General features: G+C 49.4%; 6 protein-coding genes. All 6 read left to right on the top strand.

Features of this window, described 5'->3' with window-relative positions:
• The first annotated feature begins 39 nt into the window (after nucleotides 1-39).
• The 6 genes from AB4124_RS24590 to AB4124_RS24565 all read left to right on the top strand — a co-directional run bounded on the left by AB4124_RS24590 (nucleotide 40) and on the right by AB4124_RS24565 (nucleotide 7,042).
• Nucleotides 40-1,209: a bis-aminopropyl spermidine synthase family protein gene (locus AB4124_RS24590; RefSeq protein ID WP_213647733.1), complete on the top strand. Its 1,170-nt coding sequence runs from the start codon at nucleotides 40-42 to the stop codon at nucleotides 1,207-1,209.
• Between the two features lie 25 nt (nucleotides 1,210-1,234).
• The gene (locus tag AB4124_RS24585) at nucleotides 1,235-1,693 is read left to right on the top strand and encodes a GNAT family N-acetyltransferase (protein ID WP_441974491.1); all 459 of its coding nucleotides are present in this window, start codon (nucleotides 1,235-1,237) and stop codon (nucleotides 1,691-1,693) included.
• The gene (locus AB4124_RS24580) at nucleotides 1,677-2,711 is read left to right on the top strand and encodes an HAD-IIIC family phosphatase (protein WP_339268120.1); all 1,035 of its coding nucleotides are present in this window, start codon (nucleotides 1,677-1,679) and stop codon (nucleotides 2,709-2,711) included. Before AB4124_RS24585 ends, AB4124_RS24580 begins: the two co-directional genes overlap by 17 nt.
• 3 nt (nucleotides 2,712-2,714) lie before the next feature.
• Complete coding sequence (locus AB4124_RS24575; protein ID WP_441974490.1) at nucleotides 2,715-2,969, top strand: acyl carrier protein; 255 nt, start codon at nucleotides 2,715-2,717, stop codon at nucleotides 2,967-2,969.
• A gap of 367 nt (nucleotides 2,970-3,336) precedes the next feature.
• Nucleotides 3,337-5,592 carry a N,N-dimethylformamidase beta subunit family domain-containing protein gene (locus tag AB4124_RS24570; protein ID WP_441974489.1) on the top strand — a complete coding sequence of 752 codons (2,256 nt, stop codon included), beginning with the start codon at nucleotides 3,337-3,339 and terminating at the stop codon, nucleotides 5,590-5,592.
• A 154-nt stretch (nucleotides 5,593-5,746) separates the two neighbouring features.
• Nucleotides 5,747-7,042 (top strand): alkaline phosphatase, encoded by a 1,296-nt coding sequence (locus AB4124_RS24565; protein WP_441974554.1) that lies wholly within the window; start codon nucleotides 5,747-5,749, stop codon nucleotides 7,040-7,042.
• Nucleotides 7,043-7,112: the final 70 nt, after the last annotated feature.

The raw sequence follows: 7,112 nt of genomic DNA, 5'->3' as shown, positions 1-7,112 counted from the left end.
TTGGATAATATATTTATTAAAGGGGCTGGTGGTAAATATATGAACGAGGAACTGATAGATTACGTTTATTCTCAAGTGTCAATGAAAGAAGGAAAAAAAGTAATTGAGAATATTCTTCTGGATATTTACTTCAAACCGGGCATTTCCACCAAAGAGATTGCCAGAAAAACGCTGCTGCCCCTGCCGCTGGTGTCCGCAATTAAGAAAGAGCTAATCAAGGTTGGCCTCATTGAACAAAAGCGGGGGGTGAACTGCACGGCAAGAGGAAGCCGTTTTGTCGAGCAAGTGATGGGGTTCGGCGATTTGGATCATGACCTGTATCAGCGTTTGAAGTACGAGCAGTGGCAGCCTGACGAACTGAAGGACATGATGACCAAGCTGGAGAGCGTCTTTGAGGGACGGCCTCAGGTCGATGTTACGATTGATCAGTCAAGCTGCACTCTGGCTACGAGCATGAACCGGGCTGTTCTGGCGCTTCGTCACGAGGCTCTAATCGGCAGGGACATCGTTTGTCTGGGGGACGATGATCTCGTCAGCGTGTCGCTGGCGTTTCTGCTGAAGCAGCTTTATCGTAACGATGCCTCCAAGTCGAACACCCGTATTTACGTATTCGAAATTGACAAACGTATTACCAGCTATGTGAACTATCTGGCGGAAACCGAAGATTTGCCGATCGTCTGCTACGAAATGGATTTTCGCGAACAGCTTCCGTCTGAATTTCTGCACCGCTTTGATTGCGTATTCACCGATCCGCCTTATACACAGCAGGGGATGTCGTTATTCGTCTCCCGCGGAATTCAATTGCTGAAGCGGGATGTAGGACTGCCTATCTTCCTGTCGTTCGCCCACAAATCGCCTGACTTCACCTTGGCGATGCAGCGCGAATTTGCCAATATGGGCTTGTTAGTGACGAGTGTCTTGCCTCGCTTCAATGAATATATCGGTGCGGAAATTATTGGTAACACAAGCCAGATGATTGTGTTACAATCTACTGAAGAGACCCATGAAAGTATCGAACGTGAATACAGGCAAGCGCTGTATACCGGGGAAGTCAAACGTACGGTTCGCTTATACGAGTGCAAACGCTGTAATCGCGTGACCGAAGTAGGTTTCCAAATGGAGTGGCAAACGATTGAGCACCTGAAGAAAGAGGGCTGCCCGGGCTGCCGCTATGAGACTTTCGAGCTCATTCAAAAAAAGAACGCATAAGAATACAGATTGGAGTTACAGCACGATGCCGATTAGAGAAATCGAGCCCCGGGATATCCCTGTTATTACAATATTCGAGACAGAAATCTCCATGATTTCATTCGGAGAAGATGCGATTACCGATCCTCTATTTCATACGAAAAAGCTAGAAAAGGCTCTTCGATATGAAAGGGAAGGAATGCTTGTTCTCGATGTAGATGGGGAAGTCTCAGGCTGGATGTGGATAACCCCGCGTAAAAACTCGGTTACCAAAGAGACGTATGCGAATTTCAAAAGTTTCTATATTGCTGAATCCTGCCGGGGAACCGCCTATGTCGATGAGCTCTTCGAGGCGGGAATGAACTACTGCAGAAGCGAGGAAGTTACGCAGATCGTAGGTAAGGTGCATGTGAGCAACTTGCCGATGCGGCTTCTCTATAAGAAATACGGCTTCAAGCCGACACATTTGACGATGGAGCTATTTCCTAATGGACCCCAAGATTAAATGTCTAGTATGGGACTTAGACGATACGTTGTGGCAGGGAACGCTTAAAGAAGACAAAGCAGGCATTAAACTGCTGCCGGGGATAATAAACGTCCTCGATACGTTGGACCGACGCGGAATTGTTCAGAGCATAGCCAGCCGCAACAACTGGGACCAGGTGAAAAGCAAGCTGGAGGAGCTGGGCGTCGGTCAATATTTTCTGTATCCACAGTGTCATTTTGACTCAAAAGCGCTCAGTATGGAACGGATAGCGAAGGAACTGAACATCGGGTTGGATACGCTGGCTTTGATCGATAATGATCCGTTCGAACGCTTTGAAATAAACTATTATGCTCCTCAGATACGTACATATGACGCCCGTCAATATCGGGATTTGCCTGAGTACCCCGAATTTCAGATCGGTCATGCGACCGAGGAATCGGAGAACCGGCGTCAATATATGCAGGCGCGATCTAGGAGAGAAGAAGCCCAAAAAGAGCACAAGGGAAGCCGTGAGCAATTTTTAAAGGAATGCGGTATGAAGCTGCAGATCCGATTAGCGCAGGAGAGGGATTACCCCCGGGTTGTTGAATTGTCCCATCGTACGAATCAGATGAACAATTTGCTGGAGAGAATTGACATGACGTTCGTCGATTCCTATTGCAAGCAGGACGGCCGCTATTTGTATGTGGCCAAGCTTGAGGATCGGTTCGGCGCGCACGGGCTTATCGGGACCTGTTTTGTGAATATCGTCGACGCAGAAATCAATCTGGATCTCTTTTGCATCTCCTGTCGGATCGAAGGCCGTGGCATCGCTTCGGCATTTTTGTATACGGTTCTTGAACGGCTGGGACAACAGGTGCCGATGGCGAAAGCTGTACGGTGCCGATTGGTGCGCAAACAACGAAATTTACCGGCCAGACTGTTATTGGAAATGCTGGGCTTCAAGAAATCCGCTGCGGATGACTTGGCATCCACTTATATACTGCAACTGCCGCTTCCGCACAAAGTATTTAATTGGCTCGAGATTGGAGAATGAACGATGAACCGCGATGCGATCGAACAAGAGATTACGGACATAATTAAGAAAATGCTTCAGTTGTCATTTGTTGATAATGATACCGTCTTAATCGGCACGGCCGGAGTATTGGACTCTATGACATTTATTAGACTGCTTGCGGAGTTAGAGAAGCGGTTTGACTTTACGGTGGACGAGGATGATTTGACTCTGGATTCCATCAGCAGTGTTAAGAACATGACGGAATGGGTGATTAAAAGCAAACGGGAGAACTCCTGAATTACAGCAGACATCAGAAGATAGGATCCTCACAATACCATGATGAAGCGGGAATTATTCCTGCTTCGTCATGGTGTTTTTCATTTTATTGAATAAAACAGGTGGATAATCATGCAAGGATCAATTGATATCACTGCCAATATTCAGTAGATTTTATTTATTATAACAAGTTTTACCTTCTTACCATAATATTTACATGCTATAATTCTATTATATCTCATACAACTTATGGAAGAATTCCGAAAACTTGTATGCGGTATAAGAGGAAGGAACCCAGGTGTTTGTTCTCATCTTATTCATGGCAGGCATAACAGAACCGATTCACGTTGTACAAAGAAAAACTTTGAACTACGGGAGGAATGTAAGAATGTCCAAAGAAGATGTGAAGGCGAATGTGACCGATCCGCAGGCGCCAAATCCTGTAACTATTATCGGGTATACGAATGAATTCAGCGTCCAGCCCGGTCAAGATCTGCACTTTATGATTGATACCGGAAGCTCGGTATATACGGCTAATATTGTGCGTTTAATCGGAGGAATGCCTGATCCGGACAACTCGACTTTTTTGCCGACAGAACCGGTGTCGGCAGATTGTGCAGGTGAATATCCGGGGCGGCGGCAGATAACGGCTCCAGGTTCCTATGCCGAGCTGCCCCTGCCGAGAAATTGGATGCAGAGCGGCGAATTCTCGGCACAGCTGTGGATTTTCCCGACGGTTCCCGTATATGACTATATTCAGACCGTCTGGTCCGCACGCTCTGCAGATGGCACATCCGGCGCTGCCCTGGCATTGGAAACTGACGGACGTCTGGCGTTATCCCTAACCGGGGGCTGCGGGCAATCCGTTACAGTCCGCACCGATATCCCGCTTAAGGAGAATATATGGTATTCCGTAGTCCTTCAGTATGCGGCAAGCACACAGGCAGTCAAGCTTTTTGTCAACAGCCGGGACGGGTGGAAGGCGGATGACGGCCTACAAGTTCATACCGCTGCTGCAAATCTGGATTACAGCAATGTCGCCTTAGCGCGCGTCCTGATCGCTGCGGATTCCGACCCTGCCGCTCCGGGACGCACCATTCATCATTACAATGGTAAAATCGGCAATCCCCGGTTCTGGGGAGAGCTTCTACCCGAGGAGTTGTTACCGGACGTACTGCTTGGCACAGACGGAATTGGCGTTGTTCCCCTTGCGGATTACGATTTCAGCGTCGATATTGCTTCAACACGCCTTGAGGACCTGTCGGCAGGCGGCTATCACGGCACCCTGCATCAGGGGGGCACAAGAGCGGTAACCAGTCACAACTGGACTGGGGAACACCTGGACTACCGGCACGCACCTAAACAATATGCGGCTGTTCACTTTCATGATAATGATCTTGTCGATGCCGAGTGGGAGATTGATATTTCCTGGAAGATCCCGGGCGATCTGCCGAGCGGAATATATGCGCTCAAACTTGAAGCTGAAGGCAGCGTAGACTTTATTCCTTTCTTTGTTCGCCCTCTTCAAGGAACCGCAAGTGCACCCGTTCTGTTTCTTGCGCCGACTAATACTTATTTGGCTTACGGGAACGAACGGCTGTTTAAATTTGCCAAAGACTATCTGGGTGAGGACTATGTTCTTCCTTCCCAGGACGTTTATTTGGATGAACATCCCGAGGTGGGCAACTCCATCTACGACCTACATAACGATGGCAGCGGCGTGCAATTCTCATCCCGTCTGCGACCGCTTCTGAATATTCGGCCTCACTACCGTAATTGGCGGGCTGTACGACACTTTTCCGCCGATCTGTACATTACAGGGTGGCTGGAAAAACGGGGTCAGAGCTATGACGTTGCTACGGACGAGGATTTGCATCATGAGGGAGTTCATCTATTGAGTCCTTACAAGGTGCTGATCACCGGGAGCCATCCCGAATACTGGACGAGACCGATGATGAAGGCGCTGGAGCAATATTTAGCGAACGGCGGGCGGGTCATGTATTTAGGCGGGAACGGGTTTTATTGGGTGACGAGTCTTGATCCGGACCGGCCGTCACTATTGGAAGTAAGGCGCGGTAACGCCGGTTCACGTGCTTCGGATTCTCCTCCGGGTGAACTGTTCCACAGCACGACGGGGGAGTCCGGCGGTCTATGGCGTCACCATGGTTATATGCCCCAGCGTCTAGTCGGTGTAGGAACTAGCGCTTTGGGTGGCGGGTCTGCTACCGGCTACCGCCGGTTAGACGACAGCTTCAAACCGGAAGCCGGGTTTATTTTTGAGGGTATCGACGAGAACGAGATCATTGGTGATTTCGGACATGCTGCTGGAGGAGCCGCTGGCGATGAGATCGACCGTTACGATCTGAGTTTCGGAACACCTCCGCACACGCTGCGTCTGGCGACGTCGACCGGTCATGACGATAACTACCAATTCGTGCATGAAGATCAACTTCATACTGCACCAGGTCAGGGGGGAACCGAAAATCCGCTCGTGAGGGCGGACATGACTTATTTTGATATTCATGGCGGCGGCGCTGTGTTCTCTGTCGGTTCGGTTAACTGGGCCGGCAGCCTAGGTTGGAACGATTATAACAACAATGTAGTCCGTATCAGCGACAACGTGCTGAGCAAGCTGCTGCTGTAGCAAACAGGACATGCATCAATTCATCTGAGACAACAGTGGGCGAATCGGGGCACGCATGTGCCCGGTTCATATTTGGTTCCAGCTTCAGAATACCCATTAAGGAAGGTGAGGAACTGTGAAAATTAAGCTTTCAGCTGCTGCCATATTGACTCTTATGCTGGTATGCTGCATGTTGGGTTTGCAGGCTGATCAATCGGCGGAGGCAGCCGCCTCCAATTCTCGTACGAAGGCCAAAAACGTAATCTTTATGATTCCGGATGGATTTTCACCCGCCTATGCAGCCAACTACCGTTTGTACAAGGGTGAGCCCTCTGTGATGGACTCCATGATTGTAGGCATGGTAAGGACATATTCGGCTGATTCCGCGCTCACCGATTCAGCCGCAGCGGCAACTGCAATGGCCACGGGATACAAGACGAATAACGGAATGATCGGGAGAACTCCCGATGGGATTGAGCGCAAGACGATTCTTGAGGCGGCCCGCGAACAGGGGAAGGCAACCGGTCTCGTAGCTACTTCGAGCATTACCGATGCGACCCCAGCTGCGTTCTCATCGCATGTTTTCTCAAGGAAAGATGAAAGCCATATTGCGCAGCAGCAACTGCAAATTGCGGATGTTTTGCTAGGGGGAGGTAAGGCCTTCTTTCTTCCTGAGACTATGGGAGGGAAGCAAAGCAGCCGCAATCTGTTGGAAGAAGCGAAACAGAGAGGTTATCGTGTAGTTGAGAACCGGACTCAACTGGAATTAGCAAGTGGAAACCGAATTCTCGGTTTGTTCGCGGACGGAGATATGGCGCCTGAGCTGGACCGGGAGCATACGAACGAACCAAGCCTGAAAGAAATGACGGGAAAAGCGATCGATATTCTCCGTAGAGACAAGGACGGTTTTTTCCTGCTGGTGGAAGGAAGCCAGATTGATTCGGCCGGTCACTACAATGATGCCGCATGGGCCATGAAGGACACGGAATCGTTCGAAGAAGCAGTGGAGCTGGCAAGAAAGTTTGCAGAAGAGGACGGGAACACGCTAGTCGTTATAGCCGGTGATCACGACACCGGAGGAATGGCGGTCGGAGGATATGATCAAACGGACGCCAAACTGGAGGTGCTGCGGCAGGTACAAGCATCCGGACTCTATATGACTAAAGAGCTGAAGACGGATAGAAGCAATGTCAAAGAGGTGCTCAGAGCTTATGCCGGCATCGATTTGACGCCTGAGGAAGAAATCGCAATTATAAATGCTGCTGACGCTATGCAAGCTATAAATCATGTCATCAGCAAACGTTCCATCGTGGGATGGAATACCTATCTGCATACGGGTGTGGATGTTCCGCTGTATGCTTTTGGACCGGGATCTGAGTTATTTCGCGGACTACACAATAATACGGACTTACCGCATTTGGTCGCTCGGATAATGAACATCGATTTCGGTGAGGACAAGTATAAAAAGTGAAACGAGCTGAATGTGAATTCCATATTCTGATAAAGCAATGATATGACAGCGGCTGCTCTCCGGTTATTTT

The sequence above is a fragment of the Paenibacillus sp. 2KB_20 genome (assembly GCF_052115765.1).
GTDB lineage: Bacteria > Bacillota > Bacilli > Paenibacillales > Paenibacillaceae > Paenibacillus_AQ.
This window is presented reverse-complemented; position numbering and strand designations above follow the sequence as displayed.

Bases quoted from the DNA above. Each gene is read 5' to 3' on its own strand.
- AB4124_RS24590 (WP_213647733.1), top strand. From the start codon at position 40: ATGAACGAGGAACTGATAGATTACGTTTATTCTCAAGTGTCAATGAAA.
- AB4124_RS24585 (WP_441974491.1), top strand. From the start codon at position 1,235: ATGCCGATTAGAGAAATCGAGCCCCGGGATATCCCTGTTATTACAATA.
- AB4124_RS24580 (WP_339268120.1), top strand. From the start codon at position 1,677: ATGGACCCCAAGATTAAATGTCTAGTATGGGACTTAGACGATACGTTG.
- AB4124_RS24575 (WP_441974490.1), top strand. From the start codon at position 2,715: ATGAACCGCGATGCGATCGAACAAGAGATTACGGACATAATTAAGAAA.
- AB4124_RS24570 (WP_441974489.1), top strand. From the start codon at position 3,337: ATGTCCAAAGAAGATGTGAAGGCGAATGTGACCGATCCGCAGGCGCCA.
- AB4124_RS24565 (WP_441974554.1), top strand. From the start codon at position 5,747: ATGCTGGTATGCTGCATGTTGGGTTTGCAGGCTGATCAATCGGCGGAG.